17 protein-coding genes are annotated in these 18,773 nt (G+C 58.3%); 6 read left to right on the forward strand and 11 right to left on the reverse strand.

Annotated features, from left to right (window positions below; translation table 11 throughout):
- Nucleotides 1-135: 135 nt before the first annotated feature.
- From JF515_RS09550 to JF515_RS09560, 3 genes are read left to right on the forward strand one after another with little or no spacing between them, the layout of a single operon-like run.
- Nucleotides 136-2,436 (forward strand): Orn/Lys/Arg decarboxylase N-terminal domain-containing protein, encoded by a 2,301-nt coding sequence (locus tag JF515_RS09550; protein WP_203103582.1) that lies wholly within the window; start codon nt 136-138, stop codon nt 2,434-2,436.
- A 13-nt stretch (nt 2,437-2,449) separates the two neighbouring features.
- The gene (adiC, locus tag JF515_RS09555) at nt 2,450-3,973 is read left to right on the forward strand and encodes an arginine/agmatine antiporter (RefSeq protein ID WP_203103584.1); all 1,524 of its coding nucleotides are present in this window, start codon (nt 2,450-2,452) and stop codon (nt 3,971-3,973) included.
- The gene (locus JF515_RS09560) at nt 3,966-5,222 is read left to right on the forward strand and encodes a DcaP family trimeric outer membrane transporter (RefSeq protein ID WP_203103586.1); all 1,257 of its coding nucleotides are present in this window, start codon (nt 3,966-3,968) and stop codon (nt 5,220-5,222) included. The genes adiC and JF515_RS09560 overlap by 8 nt, the downstream gene beginning before the upstream one ends.
- A 23-nt stretch (nt 5,223-5,245) precedes the next feature.
- Here JF515_RS09560 and JF515_RS09565 read toward each other — a convergent pair whose 3' ends face one another.
- Nucleotides 5,246-7,351 carry a TonB-dependent siderophore receptor gene (locus tag JF515_RS09565; protein ID WP_203103588.1) on the reverse strand — a complete coding sequence of 702 codons (2,106 nt, stop codon included), beginning with the start codon at nt 7,349-7,351 and terminating at the stop codon, nt 5,246-5,248.
- Between the two features lie 209 nt (nt 7,352-7,560).
- Between JF515_RS09565 and ppk1 the strand changes: the two genes are divergently transcribed.
- Nucleotides 7,561-9,648, forward strand: coding sequence for a polyphosphate kinase 1 (ppk1, locus tag JF515_RS09570; RefSeq protein WP_203103590.1), 2,088 nt, complete (start codon nt 7,561-7,563; stop codon nt 9,646-9,648).
- A gap of 27 nt (nt 9,649-9,675) precedes the next feature.
- Here the strand turns inward: ppk1 and ppx are convergent, their stop codons facing one another.
- On the reverse strand, nt 9,676-11,148 hold the full coding sequence (gene ppx, locus JF515_RS09575) for an exopolyphosphatase (RefSeq protein WP_425305604.1): 1,473 nt from the start codon (nt 11,146-11,148) through the stop codon (nt 9,676-9,678).
- Between the two features lie 186 nt (nt 11,149-11,334).
- Between ppx and trxA the strand changes: the two genes are divergently transcribed.
- Together trxA and rho are read left to right on the forward strand one after the other, a co-directional pair.
- Nucleotides 11,335-11,661 carry a thioredoxin TrxA gene (trxA, locus tag JF515_RS09580; protein ID WP_161386184.1) on the forward strand — a complete coding sequence of 109 codons (327 nt, stop codon included), beginning with the start codon at nt 11,335-11,337 and terminating at the stop codon, nt 11,659-11,661.
- A 460-nt stretch (nt 11,662-12,121) separates the two neighbouring features.
- Nucleotides 12,122-13,381 (forward strand): transcription termination factor Rho, encoded by a 1,260-nt coding sequence (gene rho, locus JF515_RS09585; RefSeq protein ID WP_194297859.1) that lies wholly within the window; start codon nt 12,122-12,124, stop codon nt 13,379-13,381.
- A 133-nt stretch (nt 13,382-13,514) separates the two neighbouring features.
- On the opposite strand, the gene JF515_RS09590 is transcribed toward rho, so the two are convergent.
- The 9 genes from JF515_RS09590 to JF515_RS09630 form a co-directional block, all read right to left on the reverse strand.
- Nucleotides 13,515-14,132, reverse strand: coding sequence for a TrmH family RNA methyltransferase (locus JF515_RS09590; protein ID WP_203103594.1), 618 nt, complete (start codon nt 14,130-14,132; stop codon nt 13,515-13,517).
- 388 nt (nt 14,133-14,520) lie between these two features.
- Complete coding sequence (locus JF515_RS09595) at nt 14,521-15,189, reverse strand: hypothetical protein (RefSeq protein WP_203103596.1); 669 nt, start codon at nt 15,187-15,189, stop codon at nt 14,521-14,523.
- A gap of 49 nt (nt 15,190-15,238) precedes the next feature.
- Complete coding sequence (locus JF515_RS09600; RefSeq protein WP_203103598.1) at nt 15,239-15,682, reverse strand: hypothetical protein; 444 nt, start codon at nt 15,680-15,682, stop codon at nt 15,239-15,241.
- A 78-nt stretch (nt 15,683-15,760) separates the two neighbouring features.
- Nucleotides 15,761-16,291, reverse strand: a complete 531-nt coding sequence (locus JF515_RS09605; RefSeq protein ID WP_203103600.1) for a hypothetical protein — start codon at nt 16,289-16,291, stop codon at nt 15,761-15,763.
- Entirely contained in the window at nt 16,275-16,502 is a 228-nt protein-coding gene (locus JF515_RS09610) for a hypothetical protein (protein ID WP_203103602.1), read from the reverse strand. Before JF515_RS09610 ends, JF515_RS09605 begins: the two co-directional genes overlap by 17 nt.
- Before the next feature lie 278 nt (nt 16,503-16,780).
- Nucleotides 16,781-17,458, reverse strand: a complete 678-nt coding sequence (locus tag JF515_RS09615; protein ID WP_203103604.1) for a hypothetical protein — start codon at nt 17,456-17,458, stop codon at nt 16,781-16,783.
- Between the two features lie 131 nt (nt 17,459-17,589).
- A complete protein-coding gene (locus tag JF515_RS09620; RefSeq protein WP_203103606.1) occupies nt 17,590-18,000 on the reverse strand; it encodes a hypothetical protein in 411 nt (136 codons plus the stop codon).
- Entirely contained in the window at nt 17,990-18,373 is a 384-nt protein-coding gene (locus JF515_RS09625) for a hypothetical protein (RefSeq protein WP_203103608.1), read from the reverse strand. Before JF515_RS09625 ends, JF515_RS09620 begins: the two co-directional genes overlap by 11 nt.
- A 147-nt stretch (nt 18,374-18,520) precedes the next feature.
- Nucleotides 18,521-18,691 carry a hypothetical protein gene (locus JF515_RS09630; protein ID WP_203103610.1) on the reverse strand — a complete coding sequence of 57 codons (171 nt, stop codon included), beginning with the start codon at nt 18,689-18,691 and terminating at the stop codon, nt 18,521-18,523.
- Nucleotides 18,692-18,773: the final 82 nt, after the last annotated feature.

Here is an 18,773-nt window from a genome sequence, read left to right on the forward strand (position 1 = left end):
TGACCGGCCCGGGCATCGCCAGCGGTTTCGTGATCCGCATCAAGACAACCAAGTTGACTGATTCATATAATTTTTCATAACCCCGTTACATCGGGGCGTTACTGATTACGGACCCCCGCCCGCAAGGAGCCCCCGATGCCGTCCGCTCTTGAACGCCAACCCCTTGGTATTCTGGTCCTGATCGCCAGCCAGGATTGCCACGCCGATAATTCCGCCGGCCACGCCATCTCGGCCCTGATCGAGGACCTGGAACGCCGCGACGTGACCGTGGTCACCGCCCTCAACAGCGAGGACGCCGTGGCCATGCTCACCGCGGAACCCGCCATTCAATGCGTGCTGACCAGTTGGAGCCTGCCCGGCGTCCATACCCATCATGGCGCTCTGGAGGTGCTGTCGGCCCTGCGCGAGCGTAGCGCCGACGTGCCCGCCTTCCTGCTCGCCAGCCGGGAAACCGCGAAGACCATTCCCATGCGTGCCATGGAGATGGCCAGCGACTACATCTGGCTGATGGAAGACACCCCATCCTTTATTGGCGGTCGCATCCTGGCGGCCATCGAACGCTATCGGCAGCATGTGCTGCCGCCCATGTTCGACGCCCTGGTGCGCTTCTCCCGGGTCCATGAATATTCCTGGCATACACCTGGCCACCACGGCGGCGCCGCCTTTCTGAAGGCACCGGTGGGGCGCGCCTTTTTCGAGTTCTACGGCGAAAACATGCTGCGCTCGGATCTCTCCATCTCGGTGGGCGAGATGGGTTCGTTGCTCGATCACAGCGGCCCCATCGGCGCCGGCGAGCGCTACGCGGCCAGGGTGTTCGGCGCCGATCGGACCTACTACGTGACCAACGGCTCCTCGACCTCCAACCGGGTAATCCTGATGGCCTCCGCGACCCGCGACCAGGTCGTTCTGTGCGATCGCAACTGCCACAAATCCGTGGAGCACGCGATTACTCTGTCCGGCGCGGTACCGTCCTATCTGGTTCCGATCCGCAATCACTACGGCCTGATCGGCCCGATCCCGCCGGAACGGCTGGCGCCCGAGGCGATTCGCGACGACATCGCCACCAGCCCGCTGTGCCGGGGGCTCCAGAACAGCGATCCGGTGCACGCGGTGATCACCAACTCCACCTATGACGGCCTCTGCTACAAGGTTTCCCGAGTGGAGGAGTTGCTCGGAAAGAGCGTCGACCGTCTGCATTTCGATGAAGCCTGGTACGGCTATGCCCGCTTCAATCCGATTTATCGCGAGCGTTATGCCATGCACGGCGAGCCTGGCGAGGACCGTGGCGACAAACCCACCCTGTTCGCCACCCAGTCCACGCACAAACTACTGGCGGCCCTGTCCCAGGCCTCGATGATCCATATCCGGGATGGTCGCCGCCCGATCGAACACAGCCGCTTCAACGAAGCCTTCATGATGCACGCGTCCACCTCGCCGCTGTACAGCATCATCGCCTCCAACGACGTCAGCGCCGGCATGATGGACGGCCCCGGCGGTGAACGGCTCACCGGCGACGCGATCCGCGAGGCGGTGGCATTCCGCCAGGTGATGGCGCGCCTGAACACGGAATACGATGAGAAAGGGCAATGGTTTTTCGGCGTCTGGCAGCCGGAAACCGCCACCGACCCGATGAGCAAGGAACGCTACCTCTTCCACGAGGCCCCCCTGGAGCTGCTCGCCGGCACGCCTGAATGCTGGACCCTGAACCCCGGCGAGCGCTGGCACGGCTTCAAGAATCTGGAGGCGGATTACTGCATGCTCGACCCGGTCAAGGTGTCCATCACCACGCCGGGCATGGGCTTCGACGGCAAGCTGAAGGCCTCCGGCATTCCCGCCGCGGTGGTCAGCGCCTATCTGGATGAACGGGGCATCGTGGTCGAGAAAACCACCGACTTCACTATCCTGTTCCTGTTTTCCATCGGCATCACCAAAGGCAAGTGGGGCACCCTGATCAACGCCCTGATGGCCTTTAAAAGGGATTTCGACGCCAACGCGCCTGTGCATCGCTGCATGCCCGGCTTCGCCGACCGCCATGGTCTGAACCCGGACCAGGGGCTGCGCACGCTGGCGGTGTCCATGTTCGATGCCATGGCGGCGCTGCGCACCACCGCGCTGATGAGCGAGAGTTTCTCGGTGCTGCCCAGCCCCGACCTGTCACCGGTGCGGGCCTACGAAAAACTGGTGCAGGGCCAGGTTGAGCAATTGCCGCTTTCCGCCCTGGCCGGCCGCACCCTGGCCACCGGCGTGGTGCCTTACCCGCCGGGCATTCCGCTGCTGATGCCCGGCGAAAACGCCGGCCCGGCGGAGGGCCCGGTGCTCGGCTACCTGAACGCACTGCAGGAATTCGACCGCCGCTTCCCGGGCTTTGAGCACGACAACCATGGCGTCGAGGTCATCGACGGCACCTATCACCTGTACTGCATCAAGAACGACTGAGCGGGGAGCGGCCATGAGCGTAGCCGAAGACAACAAGATCGGTTTGCTGCCGGTCACCCTGATGGTGGCGGGCAATATGATGGGCTCGGGCATCTTCATGCTGCCCGCCAACCTGGCCAGCGTGGGGAGCATCTCCGTGGTGGGCTGGCTGATCACCCTGAGCGGCGCCGTGGCCCTGGCGCTGGTATTCGCGAAGCTGGCGATTCTCGACCCCGCCGCGGGCGGGCCCTATGCCTATGCCCGCAAGGCGTTCGGCAATTACATGGGTTATCAGACCAACCTGATCTACTGGCTGGCCAATGTGGTGGGCAACGTGGCCCTGGCCACCGCCGGCCTGGGGTATCTGTCCGGGTTCTTCCCATCACTACAAAACCCGCTGATCTTCGCCATCGCTCAGATCGCGGTGATCTGGCTGTTCACCTACTTCAATATTCTCGGCCCGAAAATGGTCGGCCGGGTGCAGTCCATGACCACCATGCTGGCGCTGTTTCCGATTCTGGCCACGGCACTGCTGGGCTGGTTCTGGTTTGACGGGCATACCTTCACGTCCGGCTGGAACGTGTCCGGCAAGAGCTCGGGCAGCGCCATCATGTCCACGCTCACCTTCACGCTGTGGGCGTTCATTGGCGTGGAAAGCGCCTCGGTGTCGGCGGCGGTGGTCAAGAATCCGCGCCGCAATATCCCCATCGCCACGGTGGGCGGCGTCATTCTGGCGTCGGTGGCCTATATCCTCAGTTCCTCGGTGATCATGGGCATGATCCCGAACCAGGAACTGGTCAGCTCCTCGGCCCCCTTCGCCGACGCGGCGCGCATCGCCTTCGGCGATACCGCCGCCAATATCGTGGCGGTGTGCGCCGCGCTGGGCTGCCTTGGCTCGCTGGCCGGCTGGACCCTGCTGGTCGGGCAATCCGCCAAGGCCGCCGCCGACGACGGCCTGTTCGGCAACCTGTTCGCGCGCACCAATGCCAAGGGCGTGCCCTCCGCTGGCCTGGTGCTGGTCGCCGTTCTGATGAGCCTGCAAGTATTGGCCACCATGTCCCCCACCGCCAGCGAGCAATTCGGCAAGATCGCCTCGGTGGCGGTGATCATGACCCTGCTGCCCTACATCTACTCCGCCATCGCCCTGAAGGTGCTCGGCTACAAGAAGATGCCGCACCGCCAGTACACGGTGTACACCATCATCATCCTGTTCGCGGCGGCCTACAGCCTGCTGGCGCTGATCGGTTCCGATGGCGAACAGACCCGCTGGTCGCTGATCTTCGTGATCGCCACCATCGTGTTCTACGCGCTGGCGCTCAACCGCCAGCACGATATCGAGGAAGCGCGCAAAACACCCGGCGGCGTTTCACCTCACTGGGTGCGTTATCTCACCCTCACCGTGACGCTGGTGGCGCTGGCTCTGATGTTCTGGCTGTCCGTGGGGCGCCATGACAATTTGCAAATCAGAGGTCGGGAAGCGGTGATGGAGTCCCCGGCGCACTCCACCGACAGCCGCCCTGCCACCGATAGCACCCAGGGAGAAACCGGCCTTGAATAAAACGATTCGTCTGGGCGCGCTGATCGCCCTGGCCGGCCTGGCCACCACGCCGCTGGCGCACGCCGACGACGAGGATCTGAACCTGCGCCTGGAAAACCTGGAACGGCAGGTCCTGGAACTCAAGCAACAAATCGATGATCGGGAACTGGAAAACACCCGTAATCCGGCGGGCCGGGCCGACACCATCTCACGGCTGGGGTCCGGCTCCGCCGCCTGGCCGCCCACCGCCGGTGGCAACAGCGGCGTGGAAGTCAAAGCCCATGGCTATATCAAGCTCGACGGCATCTATGACTTCCATGCTGTCGGCAACCGCGACCAATTCGTCACCGCCAGCATTCCCACCCGAGGTGGCGGCGATGATGATCACTTCGGGTTCCACGCCAAGCAAAGCCGTATTGGCGTGGACGTCATTGATCATGACAGCGGCTCCCGGGGCGCCCTGGAGGTGGACTGGTTCGGTGACAGCGACGGCTATCAACTGCAGCTGCGCCACGCCTACTTTCAGGTAAGCCGACTCTACGCCGGCTATGGCTTCAGCAACTTCATGGACATCGACGCTTTCCCGGACACCCTGGACAACGAGGGCCCCGGTGCCAGCGCTTACCGGCTGCAGGCCGGCGTGCTATACCGTCACCCCCTGGACGAGCACAACGCCCTTCTGTTCTCCCTGGAAGATCCGGACACCGAACTTTATGGCGGCGGCGGCGACAGCAACGCCCCGGACGTGGTGGTGGCCTACAAGAATGAGAACGACCGGGGCCACCTGAAACTGTCCCTGGTGGGGCGCCGCCTGAGCGACGGCTCGGACAGCCGGCTGGCCGCCGCCGCCGGACTGACCGGCACCGTGGCGCTCGGCGGCCAGACGCTCTCCTTCGGTGGCTATACCGGCGAGGGCTTCGCCCATTACCTGAGCGACATCAGCGACAGCGGTTACGACGCGGTGGTGGATGGCGAAGGCGACGTGGAACCGCTGCGCGCCAGTGGCGGCTACCTGGGCGTTACCCATCCCTGGTCGGACCGGCTGCGCACCACCTTGGTGGCGGGCAACCTGCGCCTGGAACGCAACGACCTGCTCGCCGACGATGAATTCCGCTCCAGCCGCTATGGCTCCGCCAACCTGGTGTGGGACTACAACGACCGTCTGACCACCGGTATTGAAGTGCTGCGCGGCCGCAATCGGGATCAGCAAGGTGAAACCGGCTACGCCACGCGGGTGCAGGCCAGCCTCACCTATGTATTCCTGAAGTAAAGTGTCCCCGAAACGGACCTGGCCTAGAAGCGGTAGCGGACGTCGCCAAGAATCATGCGGCGCTCGCCATAACCACAGTCATAGACCTGATCGGCGTATTCACCCCGACACCAGGACACGTACTCTTTATCGGCCAGGTTCTTACCGGTGATGGAGAAGTCCCAGGGGCCGGTGGCATAACCGATCATGGCATCGTAAAGCGTCACGGAAGGCACTTCCGGCCCCGGGCCGGTCCCGTAGTCGTAGCCCACCGTGGAGCCCTGGTAACGCACGCCGGCACCAAAGCGCAGACCACTTTCCATCTCGTACTTGGTCCAGGCCGAGGCCACTTCCTCCGCCACGAACGGCAGGCGTTTGCCGGTGGTATCCTGCTGGGCGTCCAGCTTGGTGTAGTTAGCGAGCAAACTGAGATTACCGAACTGCTTCTTCACGCCAATTTCCCAACCGTCCACGGTGGCGCCGGTCTGGTCCACCTCTTGCGGGGTAGCCCCCGCGATCACCCGGTTGGTCTCCTCGATGTCGAACCAGGCGGCGGTGACCGCCAGCCCCAGCTCCTCGGACAGGTATTTGATCCCCGCTTCGCGCTGCTCACCAGTGGTCGGGTCCAGCGTCTGGCCACCGGACACACCCAGGTTGGGAACGAAGGATTCTGAGTAACTGATGTACGGGGAGAGCCCGGAGTCGAAGCGATACATCAGACCAAGCCGTCCCGTGGTGGCGTGGTCGTCCTTGTCCGTGTCAACGCCGTCGGTACCCAGCTGGGTACTGGTGGTATCGTCATAGCGCAGCGCGCCGGAGACCACCACCCGGCCGACTTCCATATGATCAATCAGATAGACGCCGGTCTGCTTCAGTTCATTGTCATCCGCGTCCTCCGGATCGAGCACGGCGTAATTGACGTTACCGTAATCCGGGTCATACACGTTGAGGGGCGTACCCACGCCGGAAAAGACGTTGTCCTCGGTCCACAACGCATCCTGACGATCAACGCCAATGGCCAGCTTATGGCGGGTCGGACCCACCGCGATGTCACCTTTGAGGCGCACATCGAAGTTGGTCACTTCGGTGCCCTTGTCATCCATGTAGATGACACGATTGATGGTGCCGTCCGCCGCGGGGGCCGCGCCGATCGCCGCCCAATGCTCACGGGTTTCGGTTTCACTCTCGGAGTAACGACCGGTGAACGCGATGCCCCATTGCTCGTCGATGCGGTGATCCACGAACAAGGTCACTTCGTCACGGCTGCGGTCATAGCGATCCCAGTCCGGCTCGCCGACGAAGGTCTCCGAGCCGATATCGCCAAGGGGGCCGGGCAGCAGCGTGCCTTCCGCCGGCAGGAACTGCGCCGAGACCGCGCCATTATCCTGCTGGCTGTTCAGCAACAGGCTGATGGTGGTGTCGTCGGTGGGCAACCAGGTGATTGAGGGCGCGAACAGATAGCCGTCGTCGTCCACATAATCCACCTGGGTACCGCTGTCCCGTTTGAGGGCGACCAACCGGTACAGGACCTTGCCGTCCTCCGACAGCGGCCCGGTGATATCCGCTGCCACCTGTTTACGATCGTAGGAGCCCACCTGGGCCCACAGCTCACCTTGACGGTCGGGCTTGGGTAGCTTGGAAACGGCGTTGATGATGCCGCCCAGCTCCGACTGGCCATACAGCACCGACGACGGCCCCTTGAGCACCTCGATGCTTTCCAGCGCGTAGATGTTGGGGCGCACGGAATTATAGGAACCGTACAGATAGCGCAGGCCGTCCACATAAAAGGACGGGTTCAGGCCTCGCACCTTGGCGGAGTCGCCACGGGTGTCGAAACCGAAATTGCCGCTGTGGACCCCGGGGCTGTACAACAGGGCGTCCTGAATGTTCTTCGCGCCGGTATCCTGCATCAGCTCCTGGCCCACCACTTCGATACCAAACGGCTGTTCCTCCGCCGGCACGTCCAGCTTACCCGCCTGCGGGCGTTCATCGGCGGTAATGTAATCGTCGCCCGGGGCCTCGTCGGCCACTTCCACCGGGGCCAGGGTACCGCTTTGCCGGGCCAGGGAGGCCGGGGCCCAAAGGGCCGCGCAGAGCGCAACGACGGACCCGGCGACCCGGCGCCCGTCAGGAGAGAAGAAGTCCAGCATGGTCAGGGAGCTCCAGAACAATCAGAATCAGGCAAAAGTAATGATAATGGTTCGCATTATACTTACCAGTTACCAATTGTTAAGCCCCGCTCACCTCTCCCCGCTCAGCGATCGAAGGGAGTAAGCTGGGACGGGCGGGCACCCTGTCACACCCCTGTCACACCAATGTCATGGAATGGGAGGCCCCGCGCCCGCTTCAGGAAGAGACCATGAACGACATCGCCATCGACCCCAACGCCATCGACCTGAACAATCCGGATTACTACATCAATCGGGAATTGAGCCTGCTTCAGTTCAATCTGCGGGTGCTGGAGCAGGCGATGGACGAGAACCACCCGCTGATGGAGCGGCTCAACTTCCTGCTGATTTTCTCTTCCAACATGGATGAATTCTTCGAGATCCGCGTGGCGGGCCTGAAGAACCGGCTGGAGACGGGTACCGGACAGCCCGGCCCGGACGGCATGCTGGCCCAGGAGATCCTCGACGAAATCGCCCGCGTCACCCATGAGGCGGTGCAGCGCCAGTACCACATTCTTCAGGACATTCTGCTGCCGGCGCTGGCCGAGGAGGGCGTGCACTTCCTGCGCCGCGAACATTGGACACCCCAGCAGGCGGAGTGGGTGAAGAAGTACTTCCGCGAGCAGGTGTACCCGGTGCTGACACCGATCGCGCTGGACCCGGCTCACCCCTTCCCGAGGCTGGTGAACAAGAGCCTCAACTTCATCGTGCCCCTGGACGGCAAGGACGCCTTCGGCCGCTCCACGGGCCTGGCCATCGTGCCGGCGCCACGTTCATTGCCTCGGCTGATCCGTCTGCCGGAGCACATCTGCGAAAACGGCAACGACAACTTCATCTTTCTGTCGTCGATGATCCACGCCCATGTCAGCGATCTGTTCCCCGGCATGTCGTCCACCGGCTGCTACCAGTTCCGGGTGACCCGCAACGCGGACCTGGAGGTGGACGAGGACGTCGAGGATCTGGCCAGCGCGCTCAAGGGGGAACTGCTGTCGCGCCGCTATGGCGATGAGGTGCGGCTTGAAGTAGCGGACAACTGCCCGCGTCATCTGATCGACTACCTGCTGGAGCAATTCGAGCTGACCGAGCAGGACGCCTATGAAGTGAACGGCCCGGTGAACCTGGCGCGCATGTTCACCAGCGTGAACCGGCCACGCCTGCATTACCCGCCCTTCACGCCTCGCATACCGGCGGCGGTGCGCAAGACCGAGAGCATCTTCGACGCCATTGATCAGGGCGACATTCTGATGCACCACCCGTTCGAGAGTTTTTCACCGGTGGTCAACCTGCTCGCCGAGGCGGCCCGGGACCCCAGGGTATTGGCGATCAAGCAGACCCTGTACCGCACCGGCACCAATTCCGAGATTCTCGACCACCTGGAAACCGCCGCCCGCAACGGCAAGGAAGTGACCGCCGTGGTGGAGCTGCGCGCGCGCTTCGACGAGGAATCCAACATCGAGGGCGCGCGGCGCCTGCAGGAAGCCGGCGCCATGGTGGTGTACGGGGTGGTGGGCTACAAAACTCACGCCAAGATGCTGCTGGTGGTGCGCCGCGACGGCGATGGCATCAAGCGCTATGCCCATGTGGGCACCGGCAACTACCACACCAAGACCACCAAGATTTACACGGACTATGGTTTGATGACCGCCGAAAAGGGACTCTGCCAGGACGTCCACAAGATCTTTCAGGAGCTCACCGGCATGGGCAAGGCGGCGCGGCTCAAGCAGCTCAAGCACTCGCCGTTCACCCTGCATCCAAGCCTGATCCAGTGGATCAATTTCGAGACCGAGCAGGCCCGGGCCGGCAAGCCGGCGCGCATCATCGCCAAGTTCAATTCCCTTACCGAGGAGCACATCATGCAGGCCCTGTACCGGGCCAGCCAGGCGGGGGTGGAAATCGATCTGATCGTGCGCGGCATCTGCTGCCTGCGGCCGGGCATCCCGGGCCTGTCGGAAAACATCCGCGTGCGCTCCATCATCGGCCGTTTCCTGGAGCACACCCGCATCTACCATTTCCACCACGCCGGCGACGACCTGGTCTACTGCTCCAGCGCCGACTGGATGGATCGCAACCTGTTCAACCGGGTGGAAACCTGCTTTCCAGTGAACGACCCGGCACTCAAGGCGCAGGTGCTGGAGCAAGGGCTTGGCTTCTATCTGCGCGACAATGGCCAGGCCTGGCGGCTCAATGCCGACGGCAGCTACAGCCGCGTGCAACCGGCGGAAGGGGAAGCGCCCTTCCTGGCCCAGCAGGCCCTGCTCAGCGCCCTGGCGGGCGCCTGACGGCCAAACCAGCCTGTAGGAGCGGCTCTACAGCACGGTAAGAGTGTAATCCGCCGCCTGGAAATACTCCTGTTCCTGCTCCAGATCCGCCTGGGTAAGCGGGTGGTTCTCCAGCCAGCCGGCCGGGAACTCCAGCGTCAGCGCGCGCGGGTCCGCGCTCAGGGTGATCGGCGGCACCGGGTCGTCGTTGCGGGCATGGTGCAGGCGGCAGGCGAGCCGCAGGATCAGGCAGAGCCGCAACCAGCGGGCCTGCTCATCTTCCGGCGCCTCGGCCAGGGACGACAACGGCAGCTTGCGACGGTGGCCACGCACCAGCAACGCCACCGCCTGCTGCTCTTCCCGGGAGAAACCGGGCAGGTCCGAGTGGGTCACCAGATAGGCCCCGTGCTTGTGAAACTGGCTGTGTGACACCGCCAACCCCAGTTCATGGAGCAGCGCCCCCCAGCGCAGGGTATCGGCGGCGCCTTCATCGTCCAGCTCCCAGGCGGCGGCCACCTGGTCGTAGAGCCGGCGGGCGGTAGCGGAGACCCGTTCCGCCTGGGCGCGCTCCACATGGTAGCGGTTGAGAATCGCCTGGATGCTGCGCTCACGGACGTCCTCATGGCTGAAACGCCCGAGCAGATCGTAAAGCAGCCCCTCGCGCAGGGCACCACCGGACACCTGCATATGGGCGAGACCCAATTGCTCGAAAATGCCAAGCAGGATCGCCAGGCCGGGGGCGAAGATCGGCTTGCGATCCTCGCGCAATCCTTTCAGCGAAAGAGCCTCCGCGCTACCCGCCTTGATCACCTTGCGGCGTGCTTTCTCCAACCCTTCCAGGGAGACCCCTTCCTGGCTCCAGCCATTCTCCTCGCACACCTGGGCAATCGCCTTGACGGTGCCGGAAGCCCCCACCGCCTGGGCCCAGCCGAGCCGGCGATAGTTGGTCTCGATGGATAACACTTCCTGGCGGGCGGCGGTCACCGCCTTGCGGAAAGCCGCCTCGGTGATGCGCCCGTCGGCGAAGAAACGCTGCCCGTAGCTGACGCATCCCATGTGCAGGGATTCGGTTTCGGCGGCCTCGAAACGCTCGCCGATGATCAGCTCCGTGGAACCACCGCCAATGTCCACCACCAGCCGGGTGCCGGCGTCATCGGCCAGGCTGTGGGCCACCCCCAGATAGATCAGGCGCGCCTCTTCGCGGCCCGCCACCACCTCGATATCGTGGCCCAGCTGAGCCTCCGCGCGAGCGATAAAACGGCTTGAATTACGGGCCATGCGAAGTGTGTTAGTGCCCACTACGCGCACATTGCCCTGGGGCACGCCGGCGATCCGCTGAGCGAAGCGGCCCAGGCATTCCAGCGCCCTTTCCTGGGCCGCGGCGTCCAACTGATTATCCGGCGTCAGACCGGCGCCGAGCTGCACTTTTTCGGAGAGGCTTTCCAGAATCCGCACCTCGCCCTGGGCCTGGCGGGCCACCACCATGTGGAAGCTGTTCGACCCCAGATCGATGGCGGCCATGTGTTCGGGTTGTCGCAAAACCGTCCTCCTCGGCGGATTCGGCCGGCGCCTCCATAGGCGGCCGCTGTCGGCACCATTGCCCGGCGCGCTTGAAATCCGCGCCCCAGACCCTGATATTAATGACCCTCTGCATTGCCATGATCGCATGGCGTGCCCCACATCCCGCGAGCCTAGCAGGAGATTTCAATGAGCGGCGAGATTATCAACGTGACCGACGCGGATTTCGAGGAGAAAGTCCTGAAAGCCGACGGCCCGGTTCTGGTGGACTACTGGGCGCCCTGGTGCGGCCCGTGCAAGATGGTGGCGCCGATCCTGGAGGATCTCTCCGGCGAATACGCGGACAAGCTGACCATCGCCAAGCTGAACATCGACGACAACCCGGAAACGCCCAAGAAATACGGCGTACGTGGCATCCCCACCCTGACCGTGTTCAAGAACGGCGACGTGGAAGCCACCAAGGTGGGCGCGCTTTCCAAGTCCCAGCTCACCGCCTTCCTGGACAGCACGCTCTGAACCGGGACCGGTAACCGGCCCAGCCCCGTGGGGACCAGCGCAAATGGTTGGCTTCACGGGCTGGACAGCCCCCGAACCCGATGGTACATTCCCGAATCAGCGTATTCGCACCCTCTGGCAGGGATCACCGTTTTGTCCGTTTTGCGCCTTTCCGGCAAACGTCCTTAACGGGGTAATCACCGCCGCCGGCCCCTGGGAATCAGGCCCCGCCGCACGGTGATTCGCAAGGGTCACATCTTTACTCGTTCCCGTTTGATGCGTCAGGCCATGTCCGGCCCCCCTTTATTGCTTTGGTAAGGGCCGCCGAAACAGGGCCCAGCGAATGCACGCCATTTTTGGATCCGAAAAACGAATCAATTAGAGCATCCCGAGGCCCGTCGGCCCGGATGCGCCGGACCATCGAGACACCACCCCATGGTGCATCCCGTCAATTCATTTCTGGACACCCTGTAAAACTCCAATGAATCTAACCGAACTGAAACAGAAGCCGATCGGCGAACTGCTGGATATTGCCAAGGAACTCGGCCTGGAGAACCTGGCGAGAACCCGCAAACAGGACGTAATCTTCTCCATCCTCAAGAAAGCCGCCAAGAACGGCTCCGACATCTACGGCGACGGGGTTCTGGAGATCCTGCAGGACGGGTTCGGTTTCCTCCGCTCCGCGGAAGGCTCCTACCTGGCCGGCCCGGACGACATCTACGTCTCCCCCAGCCAGATCCGGCGCTTCAACCTGCGCACCGGCGACACCATTTCCGGCAAGATCCGCCCCCCCAAGGATGGCGAACGCTACTTCGCCATGCTCAAGGTCAACGAGATCAACACCGACCGCCCGGAAAACGCCAAGAACAAGATCCTGTTCGAGAACCTGACGCCGCTATTCCCCACGGAACGCTTCGTCATGGAAATCGGCAACGGCTCCACCGAGGACATCACCGCCCGGGTGATCGACCTTGTGGCGCCGATCGGCAAAGGGCAGCGCGGCCTGATCGTCGCCCCGCCCAAAGCCGGTAAGACCATGCTCCTGCAGAACATCGCCCACTCCATCGCCCGCAACAATCCCGAAGCCCACATGATCGTGCTGCTGATCGACGAGCGGCCCGAGGAAGTGACCGAGATGTCACGCACGGTGCGCGGCGAAGTGGTGGCCTCCACCTTCGATGAACCGCCGGCCCGCCACGTGCAGGTCGCCGAGATGGTGATCGAGAAAGCCAAGCGGCTGGTGGAGCACAAACAGGACGTGGTGATCCTGCTCGACTCCATCACCCGTCTGGCGCGCGCCTACAACACCGTGCAGCCCAGCTCCGGCAAGGTGCTCACCGGTGGTGTCGACGCCCACGCCCTGGAAAAACCCAAGCGCTTCTTCGGCGCCGCCCGGAACATCGAGGAAGGTGGCAGCCTGACCATCCTCGCCACCGCCCTGGTGGAAACCGGCTCCAAGATGGACGAAGTGATCTACGAGGAGTTCAAGGGCACCGGCAACATGGAACTGCACCTGGACCGCAAGGTCGCCGAGAAGCGCGTGTTCCCGGCCATGAACATCAAACGCTCCGGCACCCGCCGCGAAGAGCGCCTGGTCAGCGAGGACGAACTGCAGAAGATGTGGATTCTGCGCAAGGTCCTGCACCCCATGGACGAAATCGGCGCCATGGAATTCCTCATCGACCGCATGAAGCAGACCAAGACCAACGCGGAGTTCTTCGACTCCATGAAGCGCAAGTAACACCAACGGTCTCTCCACAAGACCCCGTAACGCAAAACGCCCCGGTCATCGCCGGGGCGTTTTGCGTTTCAGGCCAACGTCAGAACGTACCGCAACTGTAGGAGCGACTTCAGTCGCGATAAAGGACGACTTGTCAGGCATCATCCACCGAAACCCGCCTGTTCCTTTTCCGATACTTCCTTTGGTATCCACGGCGCTGCTTAGTGACCTCATAAAGGACGATCCCGGATGTGGTGGCAAGATTAAAGCTCTCGATCATTCCGAACATGGGGATGCTGACGCACAGGATACTGTGCGCAATAGCGGTATCACTGATACCCCGAGACTCATTGCCAAACCAAACGGCCAGCTTGTACCACTCAGTAAAGTCCACCTCATCGAGAACGCCATTGTTTCGCCCCTTGACGTGCGGAGAGGTCACGATCGACACAAAGCGATTCTTCTCCAGGTGCACTATGCAGTCTTCGGTGCTGTCAAAGCGCTTGACGAAACTCCATTTGATAGCTGAAACGGATGTCTGGTTGAGCGCTTTCGTTTCCCGCATTTCTTGCCAATCGTCCGGAAGGGCTGACCGGGGATCGATCACGTACACCTTCTCCACACCCAAGGCATTCACGTTGCGAATGACCGTGCCTATATTCCTGATATCGCTCGGGTCTTCAATCACGGCAATCAAGTTCTTGCAGCGGTCACCTTTTATTTCATCCGCGCGCTTCCGCACCGAACTTTTTTGTTTCTTCTCTTCCATCATTTCTGCGCTACCGCTCTCACGTGATGACTAACGCCAGGATAGTACCCTGACCGGGATTCCCGTGGTGCCTTTGGCGAACCCGGCTGCGACCTTTTTAAGCACTATCTGGCATCAATCCCATAGGGCCAATCTCGTCAGAGCATGGCCTAAGTTCAAGAACACCTTTATTGGTGATAACCAAATGAAACTCGGCCGACCAGGAACCATCACAAATATACTTTTCCCTCAGAGAGGGCCAATCTTCCAGCTCGTCCGACACAAATTTAATCACTTTAAGTCGCACTTAAACCTCATAATCCATACCACCCCCGCTAAACGGCGAACGTTAGCGAGCGCAATGGAGGCCACGCTTTTTTGACGGGAACGAATTAAAGCGGCCTTTAGGCATTTACACGCTCATAATTCCATCGTAGAAATTATTCCTGTGCTCTTCCCAGTATTTTGGATTTAGCACAACTTCGTAATATTCAATGGCACCCTGATAATGGAGCTCAAATTTTAATGTCAACGGCTTGTGATCTGGCTTTATATTGGAGATAACCACAGCATACCAGGAGCTTTTTGATTCTGATTTATAGGCGAATGACTTTTTGGTTCTACCATTTTCGTTTGCTTTGCAATAGTTAACTGCTTCCAAGCTAGGCCCGATAGAAATCACCTTTATCATTATTTTTTCACCAGGCTCGTCAGGCGTAACAAACCCAATACGCATAGTGTATGGGGAAGCCAATTCTGTAATTTCTGGCTCTTTGCTAATTTCATTCCACGTTCCAGATACAGAAACCCCAATCGTGCCAAACTTGCTTTCTAGATCGACTCCTTCGTACTCATACATTTTGTATAAGTGAGTGCAACCAGACACGAGCAGCAGCAATGAAAATAACAAGGTCTTCTTCATAGATTTCTGACGTCTCAAACACCGGCGCAGCTTTGCTGCGCGCGATCCAATAGAATGGCTCAAAGCCGAGCACATGCGAATAGCCCGAATAGAATACCACTGTTGGAATATCAGTATTAAAAATGCTGCGGCGCGATATAAGAAAAGAGCGGCTTTCATTTTTTCCTAACGTCTGGCACAGCTGCCAAGGATCGGCCCGCTGCTTCTTTTATGTGCCATACGCTTCATCATAGGTTGCCAGGATTTGATGAATATCCCAATTTCTGGTGGCCCAGATTGCGTATGCAGCCCATGTAACCTGCCATATCGAACTACCTTTGCCATGAACGGCATCCGATACTTGGGGCCTGACAGCCAGTGACGCCAATCTAAGCCCAGGATATTTACCCATACAAACCTCGGCATACAACCCCTGTTTTGCCTGACAGTGCACGTTCATAATATAACCATAAGCAGTTATTGGCTGGACTTTAGGCACTCCCACTTCTTTCCCATCCAGCCAGATTTTCAATTCGCGCTCAGGAGTCAATTTTGACTCCGAAGGCTTTGGTGGTTGATCTAAATTCGACAGCCCCCACCAATACACGAACTGCGGCAATAGCACGACCGCAAAAAGAATCACAACGAAGGACCAAGCAATTTTCTTTAGCATGATTCACACATAACGTCGAGAAAAGCGGGTCCACGACAGTGGCGCCAGGCGCCACCGGCCTCGTACTGATGCACTCTATTACGAATAACCTCTCGGCCGGTACTCATCATGATTGGCCACCTTTCCCCTTAGCATTTTTTCCCACAGCTTAGATTGAGTTTCATAGTCCAGCGAAGACCAGTCCACGAGCTCTATACCAGCATCCTGATAGTCGCCTTTTGCTTTCATCGCGGCATAATTCTCAGATCTAGTTACAATATGAACCTGCTCGCAGCGCTTGATGGTTTCGATAAACTCTTGGGCGTCTCGGTAATCGTCCGTAAGATGCCTTTTAACCAGTTGCGTCAGTGTGGTCTGAATTCTCAAAAAGTGCTCCAGCCGCAACTCCTCCTCGAAACAGGAGGCTCGTTTCGAGACGCGACCCGTAAACATGCGAACTCTCTTCTTGAGCCGCTCGACAGTTGCATGGGTATACCAAGATCGAGCCACACTCGGGGTGACATTTGGGCGACCAGCAAGCCACATGATCTCTTCATAAACGGCCGACAGCTCGTTATCTATATCGGAGTCGATCGCATGCCTCCTGAATTTCCTAATGCCCACATTCACCAGCGGCCTCAGGGCCGAGAAGCTGAGAAAAGGCAGTCCGGTGGGGACCCAGCAGGGCGGAAACGTACTGAAATAAGCTATTAAGTTTTTTTATCATTTTGAACCGTTCCGCATCATCTGCAAGCCCCATATTTGATGCTGCCGATTCGAGCTGATGCCAGAACTCATTCGGTGCTCCACATAGCAGACCAAGATCATCAAGAGCATTCATGGCCAACTCTAATTCATTGTGATCAAAGTATTCGGCATATTCCTCGTCACATACCTTTCTTCTTCAAAGAGCATTTCCGGAGGCAGCAAACCACGGCCTGCTCTCAGATGCTTTATCGTTACTTTCCAAGATTCTTCGAGTGATGCAATGGCCCTGTAGACGCTTAACGCCCGCTTCAGCTGCGCCAAAACAGGAGCGTTTTTGTGTTAATGTTTGAGCGCAGCGAGTGACACAAAAATGAGGAAGGTTTGGCGTCAGTCTACAAGCTTTTGTCAGCATTATTCACAAATTAAGCCATATACTTTTATGGACAACAAAATAATAGAAGCGCTTGCCAGCAGACAAGGTATACCTATATCAAACAAAAACCACCTAAGAATTTGGCTGCGTTGATGTTTCCAGAAACCACTTTCAAACCTAATTAATGCGAATTCAATGTATTCAGTTTTTGAACTCATTTCCTCGATTTGATTTTTGATGCTATTGATTGCCGTTTCATACCGATATTCTTCTATATTTTCCTCAATAGAATTAATTATAGTTTGAAAGCGTTCAGATTGTTGTCGCTGCCCCTTCCACCATGAAAACAGTGTAGTCTGTCTTTCCTCGTTAGTGCGAGGCTCAAATGTTGATGAGGTCGCGTAGCTCGCGGCAGTAGCCTTAGGTATTTTTATACCTGTTAGTCTGTGTCTATTTTCTTTCAAATGATCTGAAGACGCCCACAAGAAGTGACATAGAAAGTACACCAACGCTGCAATGAGGAACAGGTAAACATGGAGTATGTTTAAGTCCTCAAACTTAAAGCCTGAGAACCCATTTTGACTGCCAAAAGTTGCAGAGCCAATGGTTAAAATAATTCCGATACTCGAAGCGACTAATAGATTCCTTCTGATTCGCTGAGTATTGTTATCTAACGGTTCAATATTTGGTTTTTTTAGCAGTAAATCAAAATCCAACTCAGATTCCTTATAAATTTATGGCTTGAAGCCAAGGTAGTGCTAACGCCGCATTAAGGTGTGAGCAGCGCTTGGCTATACTTGAGCGAAGCGAAACTACCAAGCTTTTCGAATCATTTTTAAATTCTTTATTAGATGATTTTTCCCACTTCGTCTGCAATACCTTTAACATCATTTCTCAATGAGTTAGATTGACTTTGTGTTAGCATATTCTCAGGCCTAGAAAATGTTCCACTAGAAGCATCATAATTGGGGTATAAAAGCTTATTTCTCAAGTTATGCAAAAGAACAGCAGTTGTCGCAATTTTTGATTGCGTTGCGCTGTCACAATGGTTAACAGCAGCCTGCTGAAACCGCTGAATCTTCTGATTGTGACTAACGCTGGGACCCACGCCTTGTCCGTCGTGGTCAGCTAAAGCACACCCAGCCGACTCAAACGCATGATAGGCTAGAAAAGCTGATTTTTCTTGCACTTTTCGGGTGTCATTACTAGCCTTTAACGCTCTCTTCGCTATTTGTAAATAATCATTCTTAAGCGCCATATATACACATCCCTCTTGTTAATAAGGCTCTGTAAGTATTTGGAGAAATACCTTTAGGGTGCTCTAAAAACTCCTTAGGCATTGGCTTTATTGACGGCAGGATACCAGTCTCTTGATAAAACAATCCAAATACACCTTTAACCTCTTTCAAGGCCGCAAAGTAGGTTCTATTTGTACTAACTGTCACAAACCTCATTTCATATATCTTTCTTGGCCGTTTAAATGGATATATTCCAGAAATTCCAAGTACTCGATGGCTCATCTTTCGATTCTGTATTATATCTCTCAGCACAAGAACACGCTCCGTTATTTCCGGTTGCTCGTTGTACAGATACTCTTCTTCTGTTTTATATTTAACTAGTTCTGAAAACATTTCATCTATAAACCTGTATTCATCTAACGCTTTTGTTTAGCGGCGCCCCGACAGGGGCGTCCGGTGGAGGCCGCAGGCCGAAACAAACTACAACAACTTGTTATGTGCTTTCTCGGGCCTTGTGCACTAGCCAGACAAACCAGAAACCTAAAACAGCCCGCAAACGATGAGACCGGCCCAAGCCACGGCTTTTATAAAGACAGTTTCCTCACCCGCCAAACCAAAATCGAAATAACCTAAAACTGTATTTTCTAAGCGCCCGGCTCCGCCGAAAAAAAGAACCCAGGCAAAGAACACAAGACCAATCAGATATAGCACTCAAATTTCCTTGGTACACATAACAGGTATTAGGACGCCGGCTCGAATATCCAATGAACGCGCCAGCGTCATATCCCAGCTT

The sequence above is a fragment of the Alloalcanivorax marinus genome, from assembly GCF_016785095.1.
Taxonomy (GTDB): Bacteria; Pseudomonadota; Gammaproteobacteria; order Pseudomonadales; family Alcanivoracaceae; genus Alloalcanivorax; species Alloalcanivorax marinus_A.

What these genes read in the sequence shown, in the direction of transcription:
- JF515_RS09620 (WP_203103606.1), bottom strand. Translation starts at nt 18,000, where the DNA reads ATGGCGCTTAAGAATGATTATTTACAAATAGCGAAGAGAGCGTTAAAG.
- ppk1 (WP_203103590.1), top strand. Translation starts at nt 7,561, where the DNA reads ATGAACGACATCGCCATCGACCCCAACGCCATCGACCTGAACAATCCG.
- trxA (WP_161386184.1), top strand. Translation starts at nt 11,335, where the DNA reads ATGAGCGGCGAGATTATCAACGTGACCGACGCGGATTTCGAGGAGAAA.
- JF515_RS09600 (WP_203103598.1), bottom strand. Translation starts at nt 15,682, where the DNA reads ATGCTAAAGAAAATTGCTTGGTCCTTCGTTGTGATTCTTTTTGCGGTC.
- JF515_RS09625 (WP_203103608.1), bottom strand. Translation starts at nt 18,373, where the DNA reads ATGTTTTCAGAACTAGTTAAATATAAAACAGAAGAAGAGTATCTGTAC.
- JF515_RS09590 (WP_203103594.1), bottom strand. Translation starts at nt 14,132, where the DNA reads ATGATGGAAGAGAAGAAACAAAAAAGTTCGGTGCGGAAGCGCGCGGAT.
- JF515_RS09610 (WP_203103602.1), bottom strand. Translation starts at nt 16,502, where the DNA reads ATGAATGCTCTTGATGATCTTGGTCTGCTATGTGGAGCACCGAATGAG.
- rho (WP_194297859.1), top strand. Translation starts at nt 12,122, where the DNA reads ATGAATCTAACCGAACTGAAACAGAAGCCGATCGGCGAACTGCTGGAT.
- JF515_RS09550 (WP_203103582.1), top strand. Translation starts at nt 136, where the DNA reads ATGCCGTCCGCTCTTGAACGCCAACCCCTTGGTATTCTGGTCCTGATC.
- JF515_RS09595 (WP_203103596.1), bottom strand. Translation starts at nt 15,189, where the DNA reads ATGAAAGCCGCTCTTTTCTTATATCGCGCCGCAGCATTTTTAATACTG.
- adiC (WP_203103584.1), top strand. Translation starts at nt 2,450, where the DNA reads ATGAGCGTAGCCGAAGACAACAAGATCGGTTTGCTGCCGGTCACCCTG.
- ppx (WP_425305604.1), bottom strand. Translation starts at nt 11,148, where the DNA reads ATGGCCGCCATCGATCTGGGGTCGAACAGCTTCCACATGGTGGTGGCC.
- JF515_RS09565 (WP_203103588.1), bottom strand. Translation starts at nt 7,351, where the DNA reads ATGCTGGACTTCTTCTCTCCTGACGGGCGCCGGGTCGCCGGGTCCGTC.